The sequence below is a fragment of the Streptomyces albicerus genome, from assembly GCF_008905045.1.
Lineage (GTDB): Bacteria > Actinomycetota > Actinomycetes > Streptomycetales > Streptomycetaceae > Streptomyces > Streptomyces albicerus.
In genome coordinates, this window is the sequence record NZ_VWMY01000117.1 from 1 (window position 1) to 19419 (window position 19419).

A 19419-nucleotide genomic window follows, 5' to 3' on the forward strand; every position below is an offset into this window, starting at 1 on the left:
CGGGTGAGCGGGCGGTCGACCGCCCGCTCACCCGCCGAACGCACCACACCCGTGCAGTACGGTGTTCGATTGTTGAAGCCGGTCGGTCTCGGGGAGGGGCACGTTGGCGTTGGAGGCGGCAGGGGTGTCGGAGTCCGAGGAGTCCGTCTACCGGCATCTGGTGACGACGGGTCAGACGTCGGCCGAGGCCGTGGCCGAGCGCACGGGGCTGAGCCGGGCCGAGGCCGAGAGGGTGCTCGACGCGCTGGCCGTCAAGGGCATGGCGAGCCACACCGACGCGCTGCCGCGGTCCTATCGGGCCACTCCCCCGGACGTGGCGCTGATCCCCCGGCTGAAGCGGAACGCCGACGCGTTGGATCTCGCCCGGGCCGAGGCCACCAGCCTGCTGCAGATGTACCGGGACACGATGCGCCGACGGGACGCCAGTGAGCTGATCGAAGTGATCACGGGCGCCGAGGCGCTGCGCCAGCATCTGCGGCAGATCCAGGCCAGCGTGCAGGACGAGATGCTCTGGTTCTGCAAGGCCCAGTACGTGGCCATGCCCTCGGGCAGCAACAGCGCGGAGTACGAGGCGCTCGCGCGCGGCGTGCGCTATCGGGTGCTGTACGAGAAGGCCTTCTTCGACGACGAGGGAGCCGTTGACAACGTTGTTGCGGGGGTGCGTGCCGGGGAGGTCGCGCGTGCGGTTCCCCATCTGCCGCTGCGGCTCGCGGTCGCCGACCGTGCCATCGCGGTCTGCCCGCTCGTGCCCGGAGGTCCTCAGGGCAGCCCGGACGAGCCCACCGCCGCGCTCGTCCGGGACAGCAATCTGCTGGCCGCTCTCATCGCCCTGTTCGAACGCTACTGGGAGGATGCCGTCCCGCTGGACGTCGACGACTCGGGCAGGGTCGCCGGGACCGACGGAGTGGGCGGCCCCGACCCGCTGTCCGCCGTCGACCGGCGGCTGCTGGCCCTGCTGGTGGCGGGTGTCGCCGACAAGGCGGTCGCGACACAGCTGGGCCTGAGCCGCCGTACGGTGCAGCGTCACATCCAGCGCATGATGGAGCTCGCCGGCGCGGCAACGCGTATGCAACTGGCCTGGCAGGCCGCACGCCGTGGATGGCTGTGACGGAATCTCCGGCCGCGCTTCACCCCCACAGCTGCAGCATCCGATGACGGTGCCGCGATGAGTTCTCCGCCTCGACGAGGTCTGCAGTACATGACGGAGCGACTGGTGACCGTGGACGGTGTGGAGCTGTGCCTGGAGACGTTCGGCGACCGGGCGGACCCGGCAGTGCTGCTGATCAGCGGGGCGGCCTCGTCGATGGACTGGTGGGAGACGGGATTCTGTCGGCGCCTCGCAGAGCGGGGCCGTTTCGTGGTCCGGTACGACCACCGGGACACCGGCCGCTCCGCGACCTCACCCGCAGGAAAGCCGTCGTACTCCTCCGCCGACCTGGCGTCCGACCCGCTCCGTGTCCTCGATGCGCTGGGAGTCGACCGCGCCCACGTGGTGGGGGTCTCCATGGGCGGCGCCATCACCCAGTACCTGGCCGCGCGGCACCCTGACCGGCTGCACACGATCACCTTGATCGCGACGAGTCCCGAGGGAGCGCGGGCGTCTGAGAAGACCCTGCCGCCGATGGAGGCGCGGCTCGCCGCGGCATTCGAGAACCCCGCGCCCGAGCCGGCGTGGGACGATCGCGCCGCGGTGGTGGACTACCTCGTCGAAGGTGAGCGCGACTTCGCCGGTTCGCTCGGATTCGACGAGGATCGCGTGCGCCGCATGATGAACACCGTCGTCGACCGCACCCGCGACATCGCGTCGAGTGTGCACAACCACTGGCTGCTCCCGGATGATCCGTCGGCCCCGTTCCGGCTCGCCGACATCGGCGTGCCGACGATGGTCGTGCACGGCACCGCCGACCCTCTCTTCCCGCTCGCCCACGGTGAGGCACTCGCCGCCGAGATCCCCGGTGCCCGGTTCCTCCCGCTGGAGGGGATGGGGCACGAGATGCCACCGCCTCAGCTGTGGGACGTCCTCATACCGGCCCTTGTGCGGCACACGTCCGCCAAGTGACCCTGCCACGGGCAGCGGTCACCGTCCGACCGGCGCCCGCGAGACCCCCGGTGACACCGGTCGCCGGCGCACCCAGCCGTACAGGACCAGCGAGCACACCGCCGCGAACGCACACCACGTCGAGACGAACTCCAGTTGCCACAGCGCCCAGCAGACCACCGCGCCCACGGCGACGAGGACGCCGAGCATGAGCAGCAGCCGGTCGCCGGACAGCAGCAGTGAGCCGACCGTGGCCAGCAGATAACCCGCCACGAGCACTTCCGGGTGGGACAGATCGAGAACATAGCCGACCGTGTGACCACGGATGTCGGCTGTCACGAAGTGGGTGGCGAGGTTGTACGAGAGCGCCGCCGCGGTGACGAGACCAGCGGCGAGCGGGACCATCAGCCGGCGCCGGGCGTACGGCGGCGCGACGCACAGCACGCCCACGGGTACCCACACCGCCAGCAGCGGAAAGGCGATCACCGCCCAGGCCACGGTGGCCGGACCCGTACCTCCGCCCGCACGCCAGACCACGGCCTCGACCACCTGGTGGGCTCCGAGGAGCAGCGGCAGCGCGGCCAGCGGAAGATCGCGGGCCTGGCGGGCCCGCGCCACGCAGGCCGCTCCGACGGCGGCGATGCCGCAGCCCGCCACGAGATCGGCCTTCGCGCTCCAGCACATCACGCCACCCGGGGGGTTCGTCTCATGGGGTCCGGCCCTTGCCCTCACCACGCTACGGCCCGGGCGCCCGGCGCCCGCTCTGACACGACCGTCTTGGCCGGGCCCGACCGGTGTCAGGAGGATTGCCGGGACAGTAAGCGCTCTCTAGACTCCGGTGCGATGGACGACTCCGGCGCGATGGACTCGGCGACACCCCTCGAGGACACCTACTTCGACTACTGCCCCTGGGACTTCGTCCGGCGCGCTTCCGCCACCCAGCGCGCCGCTCAGGCTGCGCACCAGAAGCGGCTGGCCGACAGCGGGACGAACTTCGGCCCTCACTGTTACGTCTCCCCCGCCGCCGGGGTGTTCGCCGACGTCCTGCGTCTGGGCGAGAACTCCTACATCGCCGGGCATGCCTACGTCACCGGCGAGGTGATCACCGGCTCCGACTGCACCGTCAACCCGTACGCGACCGTGCGGGGCCGGATCACGCTGGGGGACGGGGTACGGATCGGGGCCCACAGCTCCCTGCTCGGCTTCAACCACGGTTTCGCACCCGACCGGCCCGTGCACCGGCAGCCCCTCACCAGCAAGGGCATCACCGTCGGAGACGACGTATGGATCGGCTCGAACGTCGTCGTCCTCGACGGGGTGACCATCGGCGACCACTGTGTGGTGGGCGCGGGCGCGGTCGTGACCAAGGATCTGCCGCCCTGGACGGTCGCCGCCGGCAACCCGGCCCGCCCGCTGCGCGACCGCCGCGCCCACGGGACTTCCCGAGGCGGAGCGCCGGAGAGCGGCCTCGGGGACGCCGTCGCCCGGTTCGCCGACCGGGCCCGAGCTCAGGCGGCCGACCTCATCGCCCGTAGCTGGAACGCCGGGACCGGCCGCTACAGCGATCGCCCCGGAGCACCGGCCACCGTCCGCGCGCACTGCGACGCCGTCGAGATCGCCGATCTGCTCCTGGGCTCGCCCCCGCCGCAGCTGGCCGCCGCCGAGCACGCCGACCGGCTGCGCGCCTTGCAGGACCCCGACAGCGGTCTGGTGCCCGAACTCGCCTCCGACGGCGGTCCCGGTGTGCTGCCCGGCCCGGCCACGGACGGCTGGATCGACGACGGCGGCGCCGAGTACCACGTGCTGTCCGTGGGCTACGCGCTGGATCTGCTGGGCTCCCGTTTCGCCCACCCGGTCCATGTCGTACGGCGCATGACGGCAGGTCAGCTCGTCGCGCGTCTGGAGTCGCTGCCGTGGCGGACGCGGGCGTGGTCGGCCGGTGCGTGGGTGGACTGCTGGGCGACCGGCGCCCACCGGAATCTCGTTGTGGGTGCCGAGGCCGGTGCGCCGGGCACGTTGGAGGCGCTGTTCGGCTGGCTGGGCACGCGGGTCGATCCGTGGACGGGGATGTGGGGTCGGGCCGCCTCGCCCGCCGAGGGCCGTCTGCAGGTGGTCAACGGCTACTACCGCCTCACACGCGGCTCGTTCGCGCAGTTCGGGCTTCAAGTGCCGTATGCGGAACGGGTGGTGGACACCGTGCTGGCCCACGGCAGTGATCCGCGCTGGTTCGCGGCGGGCCGTCAGAACGCGTGCAATGTGCTCGACGTGGCGCACCCCCTGTGGCTCGCCGGGCAGCAGACCCGCCACCGCGCGGCCGAGGCACGGACGTGGGCCGGGGAACAGTTGACGCAGGCGCTGGGGCGCTGGCGGGACGGGGCCGGTTTCGGCTTCGGCCCGCCGGGCGAGGGCGGTTCGGGTCCCGGCCGCGAGCCGGGGCTGCAGGGCACCGAGATGTGGCTGGCGATCATCTGGCTGCTGGCCGATCTGGTGGGGGTGGCGGACCGCCTGGGGTACCGGCCACGCGGCGTCCACCGCCCCGAAGCAGCGGGCCCACCTGCGTTTCCCATGCTCGGCTGAGTTCTCCTCGATCGGCGGCCGGGTCGGCGGAACACCCGGGCTCGGGGCGCACAAGACCGCGAAGTCCGCCGTTGTTGCTCGGCTCGGACGCCATCCGCACTCTCCCGGTCACTGTCGGGAAATCGACAAGTCGCTGTAGTAGAAGTTGTGGTCCGAGTTGCCGGTCGGGCGAATGCCGGTGTGCTGCCAGCGCGCCGAGCTTCGCGCGCCCCACGCGAACAGGTAGTCGATCTTGCGGCCGTCGTCGTAGGTCGGATGGGCGTACGGCGACTCGGTCTCGCGGGGGCCGCTCGCCTCGGTGCCGCCGCGGTAGATGACGTCCAACTCCGGATCGTCGGGTAAGGCGTTCAGGTCGCCGGAGACGACGACCGGGCCGTCGGCACCGAGCGCGTGGGTGCCGTCCGGCTTCCAGCCGTGGTGGATGAACGCGGTCTGGGCTTCCCGTTCCCGGTCCTTGCTGGCGCCGACGCTCAAGTGCGTGCTGCACGCGGTGACTTGTGAGTCAGGGTGCCCAGGAGGGCGTACGACAGCGCAGATGATGCCCCGTTCGTCACCCATGTTGTCCGGGTTCGGCAAAAGCGCCGGCGGCAGGATCTTCGAAGCCGAGTGGAACAGGACGCTGTTCCCGTACGGCTGGCCGTCGTCGCAGTCCGTCCCGGTGTCGACGAAGGCACTGTTCATGCCCAGTTCCCGGGCGAATCGCTCCCCTTGGGCCTTGCAGACTTCCTGAAGGCCGATGAACAGCCAGCGCTCGGTGTCGCCGAGGGTGAGGTTCCTGATGGCGTCGGCTTCGTCCTTGATCCAGTCGCCGGCGTCGCCTCGGTGGCCGACGTTCCCGTAGATGTTGAAGGTGCCGACGTAGTGGCCCCGGGCGGGGCGCGGCGCGGCGGCCGCTCCGGGTTCGGCCCCGCTTCCCGCGGGGAGTGCCACCAGAACGCACATAAGGGCCAGCACGATCGCCCTGGCCCTGCCGCGTCCCCTCGTATGACGCGTTGTCATGGTTTCAACGATACCGTCGTGTCTCCCGCGTGAGTTGGGCTCAAGTCGTCAGTAGTGACTGGCCCGTTCTCCTGTGGCAGTTGTGCGTCAACGCCGCCGGTGGATCGTGATCGAGTGGCCGACCTCGTCGACCGGCGTGCTGGTGTCGAGCAGCGCGGCGAGCCGCCCGTCGGCCTTGGCGGCCGAGGAGTTGGACACGACGAGCAGTCCGTGCACCTCGCCCAGGGGCGCCTTCAGCGGGTCGGACGCGTTGATGCCGTAGTAGGTGGGCACACCCGCACCCTTGTAGACGAGCCAGACCCGCTCGCCCGGGTGGTCCCTGTGGAGGCGATCGGCCAGGCGGCCCAGGTCCTGGCCCCAGTCGACGTTCGAGTCGTGCAGACGCAGGTGGGTCTTCGACGGCCCGCCGAACGCCTCGTTGGAGTACGGCAGGTAGTACGGGTACGTCCGCAGCGAGCTGACGGCCACGAAGCAGACCAGCACGGCCGTCACGGCGTATGCCCATCGGCTGTGGATGACGACCACTCCGGCGGCGGCGACCGCCAGGAACATCGGCACGAAGAGGGCGTACCGCACGCCGAGGTCACGGGCACCGTTCATGGCCACGGCCAGCAGCAGGGCCGCGGGAACGAGCACGTACGGCGCCGCGGGCCTCAGCCGACGGACCGCCAGGACCGCGACGGCACCGGCGAGCCACAGCGCGAGCATGCCCAGCGGCGTCTTCACCAGGAGCGCGGCCGGCAGGTAGTACCAGAGCGAGCCCTCGTACAGCCGGCCGAAGAGGAAGCCCTGCCAGATCTCGTACTCGAAGCCGAACTGGATGCGCATGCCGTCCCGGTACGCCTCCGGGAAGGGCAGCCAGGCGGCGACGCGGCCGCGCATCCCGCGGATGTCCGGCACGTTCTCGGGCTGCGTCCAGCGCAGCCGCGGGTCGACGACGAGGTAGGCGGCCCACACGACGGCGACCGCGACCAGCGCCATACCGACGGCCGCCGCTGCCCCGTACGCGAGGAGCCGCACCCGGTCGCGTGGGCCGAGCCCGGGTGTGCGGCGGGCATGCCAGACCGACAGGACGCCCAGCAGCATCAGCACCGGAACCGCCGCCAGCAGGCTCATCTTGGTGGCCACGGCCGCGCCCAGGGCCACACCGGCGAGCGGCAGGCAGAGGTGCGGCCGGTGCCGCGCGCGCCACAGCAGCCAGACGGACGTGAGCAGGAAGCCGGCCGCGGGCACATCGAGCGTGGCCAGTGATCCGTTCGCGATGACGTCCGGTGAGAACGCGTACAGGGCGAGCGCCAACAGGCCGCCCGCCGGGCCGGTGAGGTCGCGGGCGAACGCGAGGACGACCAGCCCGAACAGCAGCGTCAGTGCGATCACCGGCAGGCGTGCCCACAGCATCAGTCGCTCCGGGTCGTTGCCCGACTCGTACAGCAGATGCCGCCCCAGCGCCTTCTGGCTGCCGACGAATTCGGAGTCGAGGCGCGCGTCGGTGAACACCAGCCCGGACGCGACGATCAGCTTGCCCAGGGGCGGGTGTTCGGGGTTGTAGCGGAGGCTGCGCTCCTTGAGGTAGACCTCGGCGGTGGCCACGTAGACCGGCTCGTCGATGGTGGGGGTCTGCTCGACGGCCGTCGTGACCATCGCGACGGCCATCTCGGCGAGGAGCGCGACGACGGCCAGCGCGTACAGCCAGCGCCGGTGCCGCCAGTGCCGCAACTGCCGCACGTGTCGCGTGAACGCTTCGAACCGGCCTGGCCCTTCGCCCGCTGCGGTCGGTGCGGGCAGGCCGGGCGCGGTGTGCTCGTCACCGTCGAGCCGGGTGATCCGCGGCGCCCTCATGGGACCTACCTTCCCATCAACCTCACTCGCCGTGGCGCTCTTTGGCGGCGCGGCGCCCAAGTGTTGGGCGGTCCTTAACCGTTGTGACGCCTGCGACCTCTTGGCACGCGAGTGAAAACCCGGGACTCTGAACTGCACATGTCACAACGGGGCGTTGGCCTGCACAGGGCCTTATGAGGAGGACGCTTGTGAACGGCAGACCGGCATCGAAGCTCTTCGGATCGCGGCGTTTCCGCCATCGGGCACTCGGCGTCCTCGCCGGCGCCGCCGCCCTGGTCCTCGCTTTCCCGGCCACCGCCCTGGCGGCCCCGCCGGGCGCTCTGCCCGCCAACGCCGACGGTCTTGACCAGACGTTCCAGCCCGCCTACGACTACGACACGGACGGCTGCTACTCCACGCCCGCCATCGGCCCCGACGGAACCGTCAACGGCGGCCTCAACCCGAGCGGCGCTCTCAACGGCCAGTGCCGCGACGCCTCGGACCTGGACAACACCAACGGATACTCGCGGTCCAAGTGCAACAACGGCTGGTGCGCGATCGTGTACGCCCTCTACTTCGAGAAGGACCAGGCCGTGGCCGGCAGCGGACTCGGCGGGCACCGGCACGACTTCGAGCACGTCGTGGTCTGGGTGCAGAACAACCAGGCCGAGTACGTGTCGACCTCCAACCACGGCTCGTTCACGATCCACACGCGGTCGCAGATCCGCTTCGACGGGACGCACCCCAAGATCGTGTACCACAAGGACGGGATCAGCACGCACTGCTTCCGTGCCGCGGGCTCGAACGACGAGCCGCCGGAGAACCACAAGGGGACCTGGCAGTACCCCCCGCTGGTCGGCTGGAACGGCTATCCCGCCGGAGTGCGCGACAAGCTGACCGCGTACAACTTCGGCAGTGCCACGCTCGGCATCAAGGACAGCACGTTCAACTCCCACCTCGCCGCGGCCAAGCCGTCCGGGATCGCGTTCGACCCCAACGCCTGACCACGCGTCACGCGGAAGGCCCGTCCTGATCACCCGGGGACGGCGGGCTCCCGGCCCTGCCGGGAGCTTCGCCGTCGGGGAGGTCCGGCATGACCCGGGTGGCGAAGCCGACGACGTCCTTCACGATCCGCTCGGTCTCTTCCCAGTACAGAACGTGACCGGCGCCCTCGTACACGACGAGGGTCGAGCCGGGGATCGCGTCGAGGATCCGCTGCTGATCGGTGCGCGGGAGAATGGTGTCCGCGTCGCCCCAGAGCACGAGCGTGGGTACGAGGATTCCCCTCAGGGTGGCCGCCAGGTCCGTCTCCAGCAGGCCCCGCATGGTGTCCCGCCACACCCGTGCGGGCACCTTGAGATTCTCCTCGGTCATCGTCGCCACCAGTCCGCGCGCCAGCGGCCGGGCCGCGAGGTCACCGAGCAGGTCCTCGACGAAGGAGCGCGGCACGGGATCCTCGAGGGCCTGAACGGTCTCCCACAGAGCCGTGAAGCCGGGCTTGTCGGCGAGCGTGGCGGGTACGCCCACCAGGACGAGACCCGCCACCCGGTCGGGGTGACTGCCCGCGACCATCCGTGCGGCCACACCGCCACTCGACGCTCCGACCAGGACGGCACGGGTGATACCGACGGCGTCGAGGAACTCCACGAGGTCGTTCGCGAAGTCCTGCGGACCGTAGCCCTCCGGGGGTCGCTCGGCGTCACCGTGGCCCCGCTGGGTGGGGGCGTATCCGTGCACCGTGGCGGGCAGCTGTCTGAGCAGCGGCTCGAACATCCACCAGGAGTCCGCGAGGCTGTGCACGAAGACGACGGGGATGCCGTCCGGATAGCCCGCCTCGGCATACGGGAGGACCAGCCCGCTCCGCAACTGGGCGGCCTTCACCGCGATCGTGCTCACGGCGGCCCTCCTGACGTCGGTCGGCCCCCTCGTACGCAGCCCCGCAGGGCGGGCACGACGATCTCTTTCATCGTAATGAGGGGCACGGCGGACCGCCCGTCCGCGGACGGGCGGTCCCGTTTCTCCCGGCACGGGGCTGCCCCGGAGAATCCGTGTGCACCTTCGCGTACCCGCCGTGCGGGAAAGCAGCCGGACCCCGGCCCGGCCGCTCGGCCATCTGGACGGTTCTGTCCTGAAAGGCCATCAGGTCAGATCGTTCGACGGTTCGTGACCCAACCGTCGCTGTCGTGGGCTACATTTCGAACGCCCTCGATTCCGGACTCCATCGGAGGGGCGCTCTGCGCAGAATTCTGGAGCGGCGAATGCACCCCTTGGAAGTTGCCAGACCGGCTCCGCCACTGATGCAGGGAGGACTCGCCGACAGTCTCTTCGAGACGGCGGACCGCGACCCCCTCCTCCCGCAGCTGGCGCGCCGTTCCGACACCTCCCCCACGACCTGGTCCCCGGTGACGGCGGTCGAGCTGCGCGACGAGGTCGTGGACGTGGCCCGGGGCTTCATCGCGGCCGGGATATTCCCGGGCCACCGCGTGGCCGTCATGGCGCGCACCCGCTACGAGTGGACCGTGCTCAGCTACGCGCTCTGGACGGTCGGCGCCGAAATCGTGCCGATCTATCCGACGTCGTCGCACGATCAGGTCGGCTGGATCCTCCGGGACGCCGGCTGCGTCGCCGTGGTGGTGGAGGACGAGCAGGGCATCATGACGGTCGGCTCGGTGTGCGCCTCGCTGCCGATCCTGCGGCACGTCTGGCAACTGGACGCCGGAGCCCTGACGGACCTGGTGGAGCAGGGCAGGGCGGTGCCGGTCACCACCGTCGAGTCCATGCGCCGGATCGTGCTGCCAGACTCGACCGCGGTCATCGCCTACACCTCCGGCACGACGGGACACCCCAGGGGATGCGCCCTGAGCCACCGCAGCCTGGCGAGCCCCTGCGACACGATGCTGGCCGGGTGGGGACACATCACGGCGCCGCCCGGACAGCAGCCGGCCATCCTTGCCTTCCTGCCCTCCTCCCACGTGTACGGCCTCATGGTCCAGGGGATCTGCATGCGCGGCGGGATCCTGATGGGCCACGAGCCCGATCTGCGCGCGGAGGCGCTGTCCGCCTCCCTGCTGTCCTTCCGCCCCACGTTTCTCTTCGCCGTCCCGTTCGTCTTCGAGAAGATCTACAAGAACTTCCTCCGCAAGGCGCAGGAGTCGGGCCGCGGTGCCGTGTTCGAGCGTGCGGTCCGCACGGCGCAGGACTTCGCGGAGGCCGCCGAGCGGCACCGGCTGGGAGCCGGTCCGGCACCAGGCTTCGATCTGCGCCTGCAGCACGCCCTGTATGAGAAGACGGTGTACCGAAAGCTTCGCGCGGCACTGGGCGGAAGAGTGTGCGGCGCGGTATCGGGCGGCTCTCCCCTGAACCGTGAACTCGCCCTCTTCTACTCGGGAATCGGGATTTTCGTCCACGACGGATACGGGCTCACGGAGACGAGCGGCGGGATTACGGCGCAGCCTGTCGGCCGGGAGAAATTCGGAACCGTCGGACGCCCGCTGCCCGACACGGAAGTTCATGTGGCCGACGACGGGGAGATCCTGGTGCGGGGGCCCTCGGTCTTCCAGGGCTACATCAACGACGAGGTGGGCACCCGGGCGGCGCTGCAGAACGGCTGGCTGGCCACCGGTGACATCGGCCGGCTGGACGCGGAGGGATATCTGAGCATCACCGGCCGCAAGAAGGAGATCGTCATCACGAGCGGCGGCAAGAGTGTGGCTCCCGCGGCCCTCGAAGAGCGCCTTCGGGTCCATCCGCTCATCCATCAAGCGGTGGTCGTGGGTGACAACCGGCCCTGCGTGGGGGCGCTGATCACCCTCGATCCGGAATTCCTGGCGCACTGGCGCTCGGTCCTCGCCATCCCGGGCGAGGCACACGACCGGGAAGTGCGCGAGGAGAACGCGCTGCGGGAAGAGGTCAAGCGCGCCGTCGCCGCGGCCAACAGCACCGTGTCGCGGTCCGAGTCCATTCGCGTGTACCGCGTACTCTCCGAACCGTTCGACCTGGCCAACGGGATGCTCACCCCGTCGATGAAACTGCGCAGGGACGCGATCGCGCAGCGGTACGCGACCGAGATCGAGGCGATGTACCAGATGTCCTCGCGGACCTCCCGGCAGCTCACTCCCGTTGATCCATACAACTGGGACGACGCGGACAACGTGTTCAGGTGAGCCGTGCGTCGAGAGGGGCGGCGACGGCGGGCGGGGCCTGGAACAAGCCCCGCCGGGTGTACGTGACCGCGTCCGACGTGCAGGAGATCCGCCGGTAGGCCCACTGCCGGTCGGAGCACGCGAAGTTTGTGTCGTGCACGCTTCTTGACGTCTCTTGATCGTGAGACTTAGTTTCGCAGCGATTAAAACGATTCAAGTCCCAGGCCCCTCAGGGGGTCTTCTTCGTGCTGCCCTCCAGGAGTGAACAGGAACCATGGACGACCTCACCGCAGTTCACCGGACCGGCATCCCGCGCCGTACTCTTCTCTCCGCCGCGGCGACGACGGCCGCCGCGGGTGCCCTCAACTGGGCCGCGCCCGGCAGCGCGTCGGCCACCACCGCCGCCGACTCAGCTTCCGCCGCCGGCTCCACCTTCGCCTTCGCCGAGCCCGGCCGCGCGGTGCGGCCGAAGTTCCGCTGGTGGTGGCCCGACGGTCTGGTGCGGCCCGACGAGATCAGACGGGAGATCGACCAGATCGCCGACGCGGGCTTCGGCGGCGCCGAGATAGCCGCCGTCCACCACAGCGTCACCGACACCTCGGTACTGGACACCGCGCGTCACGGCTGGGGCAGCGCCGCCTGGGTCACCGGGGTCGAGGCCGCGCTGAGCCAGGCCGCCCGGCGCGGCATCACCGTCGACCTCACCATCGGTCCCGCGTGGCCCGCGGCGGTGCCCGGCATCACCCCCGACAGCGAGGCCGCAGTCAAGGAACTCGCCCACGGGGCGGTCACATTGGCCCCGGGAGCCTCGTACACCGGCGCCGTGCCGCGGCCTGTCCACGAGGCGGCGTCCGGCGTGACCGAGCAACGGCTGCTCCTGGTGCAGGCCGCCCGGGTGAACACCGCGCACTCCACCCGCAAGGAGACCGGCCTCGACCAGGACTCGGTCCGTGACCTCACCCCCACCGTCACCGACGGCGCCCTCAGCTGGACCGCACCCGACGACGGCACGTGGGTCCTGATCGCGTACTGGGTACGCGGCTCCGGCCAGCTGCCGGAAGCCGGCCCGCACACCGACCCGCCCGCCTACGTCGTCGACCACTTCAGCGCGGTCGGCACCCGCGCGGTCACCGACTACTGGGAAGCCCACCTCCTCACGCCCGCCATCCGCCGCCTGTTGAAGGTCTCCGGCGGTGCGCTCTTCGAGGACTCCATCGAGCTGGAGACCGACGGACTCCAGTGGACGCCGGCCCTGCCCGACGCGTTCCGCGCACACGCCGGCCGCTCCCTGCTCCCGCTGCTGCCCGCCGTGATCCTCGACAACAGCAACCAGGTCTTCGCCTTCGAAGCCGCCGCCACCCGCCAGATCCGGCACGACTTCTGGGAGACCGTCTCCACCCTCTTCAACAAGCACCACGTCACGGCGCTGCGCACCTGGGCCCACTCGCTCGGCCTCCAACTGCGCTCCCAGCCCTACGGGTTGCAGACCGACGCCATCGCCTCGGCCGCGATCCTGGACATCGCCGAGGGCGAGTCCCTGGGCTTCAAGAACCTCGACGACTACCGCTGCCTGGCCGGCGGCCGCGACATGGCCGGCCACACCGTGCTCTCCTGCGAGGCCGGCGCCTACTCAGGCAGCGCCTACAGCACCACCTGGCAGAGGTTCCTGCGCACCATGGGCGGCGCCTACGCCGCCGGCGTCAACCAGACCGTCGTCCACGGCTTCTCCTACGCCGAGCTGCCGGGCGTCAAATGGCCGGGATACGCCGCCTTCACCCCGTACAAGGGCGCGGTGGGCTACGGCGAGTCCTGGGGTCCCCGGCACCCGACCTGGCAGCACGTCACGGATGTCTCCGGCTATCTCGGCCGTGTCCACCAGGTGTTGCAGACCGGCCGGGCGAGAGCCGACGTGGCGGTGTTCCGGCAGACCGGCTACACCGCCACCGGCATCGGCGCCTCCTGGTTCACCGCCACGGGCATCACGCTGGGCTGGACGCACCAGTTCCTCAGCGGCCCGCTGCTGGACCTGCCCGCCGCCACCGTGCGCCGGGGACGCCTCGCGCCCGAGGGCCCGGCCTACAAGGCCCTCTTCGTCGAGGGCGACTTCTTCTACGGGTCTGCCGTGACCCTCGCCCTGTCCGACGCCCGCGCCCTGCTCCGGCTCACCCGCGCCGGACTGCCGATCGTGCTGCTCGGCGCCTGGGACGCCGTCGTCCCGCCCGGCATCCCGGACGGCGACGAGACCAGCGAACTGCGTTCCGTGGTGGCCGAGTTGCTCACCCAGCCGCTGGTCCGTCGCGTCGCCGACAAGACCGCGGTGCCGACCGCGCTCGCCGAACTCGGGGTGCGGCCCGACGTCGGTTACGCGACCCCCTCGACACTCCTCAACGCCCACCGCGTGGCCGACGGCGTCGACTACTACTACCTGTGCAACGGCAAGCACGCCGAGACCGTCAAGCCGCCCGTGGCCGCCATCGACCACGAGGTCACCCTCCACCGCACCACCGCCAAGGGTGTGCCGTACCTGCTGGACCCGTGGACCGGCAAGGCCGAACGCATCGCCCGGTACACCGAGGAGGGCGACACGGTCACCGTGCGGGTCACCCTTCAACCTGCGGAGACCCTCATCGTGGCGATCGGCCGGCCCGGTCTCTTCGGCGACCGCCACGGCGGTCGCCCCCATGCGGTCAGCAGCGAGGCGGACGAGGTCCGCTTCACCGAGGCCGGAATCACCGTCCGGGCCACGACCGCGGGCACGTACCGGACCGTGCTCTCCCAGGGGCGCACGGTGCGTACGGCCTTCAAGGACGTCCCCCAGCCGACGGAGCTGACCTCCTGGCGCCTGGACGTCCAGGACTGGCGGCCCGGCGCCACGGCCACCCGGACCACCGTCGTCGAGCACGAGCTGACACTGGACGCCCTGCTGCCCTGGTCGCAGATCCCCGAACTCGCCGACGTCTCGGGCATCGGCCGCTACCGCACCACGGTCACCCTCGGCGACGCCTGGACCGGCGGCCACGGCGCCCGACTGGAACTGGGCACCGTCACCGACACCTGCCGGGTCACCGTCAACGGCCACCGCCTCGACCCGGTCGATCAGATCCGTCCGGTGGTGGACCTGGCCGGTCTGCTCAGGCGCGGGCGGAACGTCATCGAGATCGAGGTGGCCACCCCGCTCGGCAACCGGCTGCGGGTCAGCGACCCCGGGGTGTACGGCGGTTCGGCGCGTCAGGCGTACGGGCTGATGGGCCCGGTCCGTCTGGTGCCGTACGGGCAGGCCCGGGTGCGCGACACGACCCATTCCTGAGCCCCGGCCGGACCGGGACCCGGCGCGGCCGCCGCCGATGAATGACCTCCGGTCGCAGGCGCCGGGTCCCGCCCAGTCGTGCGAGGAGATTGTGGGGCCCGGGAGGCCGACACCCCCGCGGCCTGTCCTCCCGAGACCCCACTCGCCCGGCGCTGTCTCCAGTCCGGCGTCGGCGGGCCCGCATCGTGAACGCTCCCCCTACGGCCACGTGGATCACACCGGGCCCGCCATGACCTCAGTTTTCGCGACCGGGTGATTGTCTGACAGCCCCCTGTCGCCACTTCAGACAATCTCGCGGCACGAGCGGCGCGTTCGCACCGCGCCCCGTTTCCGGCCGCTGCCGGGGTTCGTAGCGTGCGAGGCTGTAGGTGCCCACGCCGACGGGGGGGTTGATGGGACGTCGTGAGCGACCGCTGGACCCGACCGAGGGTCCTGTCGCGCAATTCGCCTATGAGCTGCGGAAGTTGCGTCAAGAGGCGGGCGGGATCACCTATCGGGCGATGGCGCGGCGGGCGCACTACTCCTCGGCGACGCTCGCGCAGGCGGCGGCCGGTGAGAGGCTGGCCTCCCTGCCGGTGACCCTCGCCTATGTCGAGGCGTGCGGCGGGGACCGCGACGACTGGGAGCGACGGTGGCACCAGGCCGCGCGGGACACGGCCGAGGAGACCCGCGCCGCCGACGACGACACGGAGGCTCCCTATCCCGGTCTTGCCCGGTTCGAGGCGAGCGACAGTGATCGCTTCTTCGGCCGGGACCAACTCGTCGGCCAGCTTGTCGACCTGGTCCGGGGCAACGACTTCGTCGTGCTGACAGGCCCGTCCGGCAGCGGCAAGTCCTCCCTGCTGAGGGCCGGTCTCATCCCCCGCCTGCAACAGCCCGACCCACGGCATGCCCCGCCCGCCACGATCCGCATTCTCACCCCGGGACCACACCCGGCGCGTACCCACGCCGACATCCTGGACCCGCGGAGCACCCGTTCCGGGACCGTCATCGTGGTGGACCAGTTCGAAGAGGTCTTCACCCTCTGTGCCGATCCGGCCGAGCGGAAGAGCTTCCTCGACCTGCTGTTCACCGCCGTCAGCCCCGATCACGGCATCCGCGTCGTCATCGCGGTGCGCGCCGACTTCTACGGCCACTGCGCCCGGTACCGCCGGCTCGCCGAGGCCGCCCAGGAGGCCACGCTCCTGGTGGCTCCCATGAGTACGGACGAACTGCGCGAGACGATCGTCAAGCCGGCCGCCCTCGGGGGTCTGATCGTCGAACGGACACTGACCTCACGGATCATCGCCGACGTCCAGGACGAACCCGGTGGCCTGCCCCTGATGTCCCACGCCTTGCTGGAGACCTGGCGCAGGCGCCGCGGCAGAGCGCTCAGCGAAGCGGCGTACGACGCCGCGGGAGGTATCCACGGAGCGATCGCCCGCACCGCCGAGGATCTTTACGGAAGTCTCACGCAGCAGCAGGCCGACACCGCCCGTCGTCTCCTGCTGCGCCTGGTGAGCCCGGGGCAGGGCACCGGGGACACGCGCCGTGCGAACCGGCGCACCGAACTCACCGCGATCGGCGGCGGCAACGGCGCCGACACGGATCTCGTGCTCGAGCGACTCGCCCGCGCCCGCCTCATCACGCTCGACGAGGACACCGTGGACCTCGCCCACGAAGCCGTTCTCACCGCATGGCCCCGGCTGCGTACCTGGATCGACGAGGACCGCGAGCGGCTCAGGTCCCAGCACCGTCTCACCGAGGCGGCACAGACCTGGCAGGACCTCGGACGGGACCCGGGCTCGCTGTACCGGGGCGTGCGGCTGTCCACCGCCGAGGAGCAGTTCGGCGCCTCGGACGATCTCACTCCGCTGGAACGCCGGTTCCTCGACGCCGGCCTGGCCGCCCGCCGGGGTGAACGGCGAGGTCGCAGGACTCGTACGGTCACGTTGTCCGTCCTTGTGGTGCTCAGCCTCGTCGCGGCACTCGTCGCCTGGCAGCAGAACCGGTCCGGCGAGCGGCGGCGCATCGAGGCGGAGGCCCGTCGCCTGGTCGGGGTCGCCGAAAGTCTGCGCCTGTCCGACCCGGCCACGGCGATGCGGCTCAGCCTCGCCGCATGGCACATCGCCGACCTTCCGGAGACCCGCTCCGCCCTGCTCGGCGCCGCGGCGCAGCGCAACCAGGACGTGTTCACCGACCCCGACGGCACCGATGAGACCATGCGGCATCTCAGCACCGACGGGCGCACGCTGATCAGCGTCGGCACGGATCAGGTGACCCGCTGGGACATAGGGACGCGACGGCGCACGGCCAGTTGGCCCGGACTCGGCAAGGCGGCGAAAGATACGGGATTCATCCGCGCGAACGCGTCATGGATCCCCGAGTTCGACGGCGGAAGGGCCGCGCTGCGCAACCTCGCCACGGGACGCCGGGACGGAGCACCGCTGGCACTCGCCGACGGCGGGGTAGAGATGGGGGCGAGTGGTCACAGCCTCCTCACGTACCACGCGGCGGGCTCCAAGTTCCGGGTGCAGCTCTGGGACACACGCTCCCGGCGGAAACTCCTGCAACTCGAACACGACACAGACGCGCAGAGTTCCCAGCCGTCCGCCGCGACACTCGAGTGGGCAAGGCTCATGGCCCTGGTGTACCGGCACCGGAAGGACGGCCGGGACATTTACACGGACGCCACGGCACTGCCGGACGCCACGGTCAGTGCGGACGACCGCCTGCTCGCCCTGTGCGTCCCGGGCGAGCAGTTGCAGGTGTGGGATGTCGCCGAGGACCGCAGAGTGCCCGCGCCCTGGCTGCCGAAGGTCACCACTCGGCAGTGCGCCCAGGAACAGATCCAGTTCACGCCCGACGGCCGGTTTCTGGGGCTGGTCGACAGCACCGGATTCCGGGCGTGGGAAGTCGCTTCGGGCAAGGAGCTGCCGGCGATCATGTACGCCGGTCTGAAGATCGCGGAACTCAGCGCCGACGGTGCGTTCATGGTGGCGTCGGACGGCGAGGAGATCCTGATGTGGAGGCTGGACACACCGGACTTCCCGGTCGTACGGCACCAGTTGGCAGGTGAGACGGTCAAGGAGATACGAGTCGACACCGAGGCCGGCGTCATCAGATACCTCGGCGGTCCGGAAGGCTCCTGGGGGCCCGCGGTGCACACTCTGACCGTGGACAGCGCCGTGCACGCCCGGTGGGACACGGACCAAGCCCTGGCCGTCGAGTTCAGCCCGGACGGCACCACTCTCGCGGTCGCCCGCCGGGACCCGGACGGGAAGCACGTTCGGTTCCGCCTCGTCGACGGGCACACAGGACGGCTCGTGGCCGAACCACCGCGTGTGCCGTGCCGGTTGCCCCCGGGAGATCCGCTGCCGGTCGACTGCACCGCCCTCATCGCCTTCGATTCCACCAGCAAAGTGCTCGCCTACGGTGCGGCTGACCCCACGTCACGGCCCATGGCGAATCAGGTGGCGCTCTACGACATTCCGCGGCAGCGCGTCACCGCGACCATGGACACCGGGGAACTCGGCAACGAGGAAGTGGCCGACATCGCCTTCACCGCCGACGACCGGTCGCTCCTGCTCTCCTCGTTGCCCGGGTCCACCCCCGAGGCCATCCGCGTCTGGGACCTCCGTCGCCGGACCACGGCCACCACACTCCCCGGCGCCGTCGGACAGGTGGCCTCGCATCCCGACGGCGACCTGCTCGTCACCGCACGCGGGCAGGCATACCGGATGCCCTCGGCCACCCGGCTGCCGTCTGTCAGAAGCCCTGGCAAAGCCACCGCTCTGGCGTTCAGCCCCGACGGGGATCATCTGGCTGTCGGCGACGGCTCCGGCCGGGTCGTCCTCTGGGACGGCCGGCTGAGCCGACGACTCGGTGTCCTCGCCGATCCGGACACGACCACCTACCAGTACGTGTCGGCACTGGCCTTCTCCCGGGACGGCCGCACACTGGCCGTCGCCGGTGACGAAGGCACCCTGCAGCTCTGGGACGTCTCCTCCCGTCGACGCATCGGATCCCCGCTCACCACGCCGGGCGACACCGTCCACGCCCTGTCGTTCGGCCCCGACGGCGAAACGCTCTACGCCGCGGGTGACCACGCGCCATTGCAGACGTACGACGTCGCCCCGGACCGGGCGGCGCGTGCCGTCTGCCGCCGCGTGGCAACCGGGCTGTCGGCGAGCGAGTGGCACCGCCATGTCCAGGACGTGCCCTACGGACAGAGCTGCCCGAAGCCCTAGCGCTCCGCTGGAGGCACGGTGATGAACCTGCGGGCCGGTGGGGGCTGGTCGCGCCCACGCGGCGGAGCCGCACATCGATACAGCCCCGCGCCCCTTACGGGGCGCGGTATCACACGGGATTTCACCAAGGCCGCTCAGACGGACCGTCGGGGAGCCCGAAGCAGGTCACCGTCGGGTGCGCACAAGTCCTGCGAACCCGTCGAGTCCCGGTGAGAGCTGGTCAGACCTGATGGGCAACGCCACCGGCCCGCGACCGCCGAAGCGGTCGCGGGCCGGTTGAGCGTTCTCTCCGGAGGTCGTCTTACACGG

12 protein-coding genes are annotated in these 19419 nt (G+C 70.8%); 7 read left to right on the plus strand and 5 right to left on the minus strand.

The features are described 5' to 3' along the window. The first annotated feature begins 103 nt into the window (after positions 1 to 103). Together GAS53_RS51215 and GAS53_RS51220 are read left to right on the plus strand one after the other, a co-directional pair. Positions 104 to 1108 (plus strand): helix-turn-helix transcriptional regulator, encoded by a 1005-nt coding sequence (locus GAS53_RS51215; RefSeq protein ID WP_151484709.1) that lies wholly within the window; start codon positions 104 to 106, stop codon positions 1106 to 1108. A 90-nt stretch (positions 1109 to 1198) separates the two neighbouring features. Continuing rightward, a complete protein-coding gene (locus tag GAS53_RS51220; protein WP_151484710.1) occupies positions 1199 to 2059 on the plus strand; it encodes an alpha/beta fold hydrolase in 861 nt (286 codons plus the stop codon). Between the two features lie 18 nt (positions 2060 to 2077). On the opposite strand, the gene GAS53_RS51225 is transcribed toward GAS53_RS51220, so the two are convergent. After that, positions 2078 to 2722, minus strand: a complete 645-nt coding sequence (locus GAS53_RS51225) for a DUF6629 family protein (RefSeq protein ID WP_151484711.1) — start codon at positions 2720 to 2722, stop codon at positions 2078 to 2080. Between the two features lie 159 nt (positions 2723 to 2881). Here GAS53_RS51225 and GAS53_RS51230 point away from each other — a divergent pair, with 159 nt between their 5' ends. Beyond that, positions 2882 to 4615, plus strand: a complete 1734-nt coding sequence (locus GAS53_RS51230) for an acyltransferase (protein ID WP_225859639.1) — start codon at positions 2882 to 2884, stop codon at positions 4613 to 4615. Positions 4616 to 4723: 108 nt separating this feature from the next. Here the strand turns inward: GAS53_RS51230 and GAS53_RS51235 are convergent, their stop codons facing one another. Both GAS53_RS51235 and GAS53_RS51240 read right to left on the minus strand, forming a co-directional pair. After that, entirely contained in the window at positions 4724 to 5614 is an 891-nt protein-coding gene (locus GAS53_RS51235) for an endonuclease/exonuclease/phosphatase family protein (RefSeq protein ID WP_151484712.1), read from the minus strand. An 87-nt stretch (positions 5615 to 5701) separates the two neighbouring features. Next, positions 5702 to 7453: a phospholipid carrier-dependent glycosyltransferase gene (locus GAS53_RS51240; protein ID WP_151484713.1), complete on the minus strand. Its 1752-nt coding sequence runs from the start codon at positions 7451 to 7453 to the stop codon at positions 5702 to 5704. Positions 7454 to 7626: 173 nt separating this feature from the next. On the opposite strand from GAS53_RS51240, the gene GAS53_RS51245 reads away from it, so the two are divergent. Continuing rightward, positions 7627 to 8436: an NPP1 family protein gene (locus tag GAS53_RS51245; protein ID WP_151484714.1), complete on the plus strand. Its 810-nt coding sequence runs from the start codon at positions 7627 to 7629 to the stop codon at positions 8434 to 8436. A 7-nt stretch (positions 8437 to 8443) separates the two neighbouring features. Here the strand turns inward: GAS53_RS51245 and GAS53_RS51250 are convergent, their stop codons facing one another. Further along, positions 8444 to 9328, minus strand: coding sequence for an alpha/beta fold hydrolase (locus GAS53_RS51250; RefSeq protein WP_151484715.1), 885 nt, complete (start codon positions 9326 to 9328; stop codon positions 8444 to 8446). Between the two features lie 401 nt (positions 9329 to 9729). On the opposite strand from GAS53_RS51250, the gene GAS53_RS51255 reads away from it, so the two are divergent. Beyond that, the gene (locus GAS53_RS51255; protein WP_151484721.1) at positions 9730 to 11595 is read left to right on the plus strand and encodes an AMP-dependent synthetase/ligase; all 1866 of its coding nucleotides are present in this window, start codon (positions 9730 to 9732) and stop codon (positions 11593 to 11595) included. On the opposite strand, the gene GAS53_RS55805 is transcribed toward GAS53_RS51255, so the two are convergent. Further along, positions 11588 to 11734 carry a hypothetical protein gene (locus GAS53_RS55805; protein ID WP_192583672.1) on the minus strand — a complete coding sequence of 49 codons (147 nt, stop codon included), beginning with the start codon at positions 11732 to 11734 and terminating at the stop codon, positions 11588 to 11590. The genes GAS53_RS51255 and GAS53_RS55805 overlap by 8 nt on opposite strands. Positions 11735 to 11848: 114 nt before the next feature. On the opposite strand from GAS53_RS55805, the gene GAS53_RS51260 reads away from it, so the two are divergent. Together GAS53_RS51260 and GAS53_RS51265 are read left to right on the plus strand one after the other, a co-directional pair. After that, complete coding sequence (locus GAS53_RS51260; RefSeq protein WP_151484716.1) at positions 11849 to 14881, plus strand: glycosyl hydrolase; 3033 nt, start codon at positions 11849 to 11851, stop codon at positions 14879 to 14881. Between the two features lie 392 nt (positions 14882 to 15273). After that, positions 15274 to 19110, plus strand: a complete 3837-nt coding sequence (locus GAS53_RS51265) for an nSTAND1 domain-containing NTPase (protein WP_151484717.1) — start codon at positions 15274 to 15276, stop codon at positions 19108 to 19110. Positions 19111 to 19419: the final 309 nt, after the last annotated feature.

Coding starts and splice junctions, on each gene's coding strand:
- GAS53_RS51220 (WP_151484710.1), top strand. CDS start 1,199: ATGACGGAGCGACTGGTGACCGTGGACGGTGTGGAGCTGTGCCTGGAG.
- GAS53_RS51225 (WP_151484711.1), bottom strand. CDS start 2,722: ATGTGCTGGAGCGCGAAGGCCGATCTCGTGGCGGGCTGCGGCATCGCC.
- GAS53_RS51230 (WP_225859639.1), top strand. CDS start 2,882: ATGGACGACTCCGGCGCGATGGACTCGGCGACACCCCTCGAGGACACC.
- GAS53_RS51235 (WP_151484712.1), bottom strand. CDS start 5,614: ATGACAACGCGTCATACGAGGGGACGCGGCAGGGCCAGGGCGATCGTG.
- GAS53_RS51240 (WP_151484713.1), bottom strand. CDS start 7,453: ATGAGGGCGCCGCGGATCACCCGGCTCGACGGTGACGAGCACACCGCG.
- GAS53_RS51245 (WP_151484714.1), top strand. CDS start 7,627: ATGAGGAGGACGCTTGTGAACGGCAGACCGGCATCGAAGCTCTTCGGA.
- GAS53_RS51255 (WP_151484721.1), top strand. CDS start 9,730: ATGCAGGGAGGACTCGCCGACAGTCTCTTCGAGACGGCGGACCGCGAC.
- GAS53_RS51260 (WP_151484716.1), top strand. CDS start 11,849: ATGGACGACCTCACCGCAGTTCACCGGACCGGCATCCCGCGCCGTACT.
- GAS53_RS51265 (WP_151484717.1), top strand. CDS start 15,274: ATGGGACGTCGTGAGCGACCGCTGGACCCGACCGAGGGTCCTGTCGCG.